The sequence below is a fragment of the Nocardia panacis genome (assembly GCF_003598715.1).
Taxonomy (GTDB): Bacteria; Actinomycetota; Actinomycetes; order Mycobacteriales; family Mycobacteriaceae; genus Nocardia; species Nocardia panacis.
Window position 1 is genome coordinate 1 of record NZ_QZFU01000009.1, and the last position, 547, is coordinate 547.

A 547-nucleotide genomic window follows, 5' to 3' on the forward strand; every position below is an offset into this window, starting at 1 on the left:
TCAGTTCGGATCGCAGTCTGCAACTCGACTGCGTGAAGCTGGAATCGCTAGTAATCGCGGATCAGCATGCCGCGGTGAATACGTTCCCGGGCCTTGTACACACCGCCCGTCACACCACGAGAGTTTGTAACACCCGAAGTCGGTGAGGTAACCTTTTGGAGCCAGCCGCCGAAGGTGGGACAGATGATTGGGGTGAAGTCGTAACAAGGTAGCCGTATCGGAAGGTGCGGCTGGATCACCTCCTTTCTAAGGATATTATACGGAATATAAGACCTTGCGGTCTTATAGACAGGTGCGTTTGGATCTTGTTTAGTTTTGAAGGATCATTCCTTCAAAGCGTGTTCTTTGAAAACTAGATAACGAAAGTAGACATTCACATTCAATTGTAATGCAAGATATCACGTAGTGATTCTTTTTAACGGTTAAGTTAGAAAGGGCGCACGGTGGATGCCTTGGCACTAGGAGCCGATGAAGGACGGGACGAACACCGATATGCTTCGGGGAGCTGTAAGCAAGCTTTGATCCGGAGATTTCCGAATGGGGAAAC

2 rRNA genes are annotated in these 547 nt (G+C 49.0%); both read left to right on the plus strand.

Annotated elements, in window-relative coordinates:
- Nucleotides 1–246, plus strand: a 16S ribosomal RNA gene (locus D5S18_RS01950); the annotation flags it as partial.
- A 174-nt stretch (nucleotides 247–420) separates the two neighbouring features.
- A 23S ribosomal RNA gene (locus D5S18_RS01955) occupies nucleotides 421–547 on the plus strand; the annotation flags it as partial.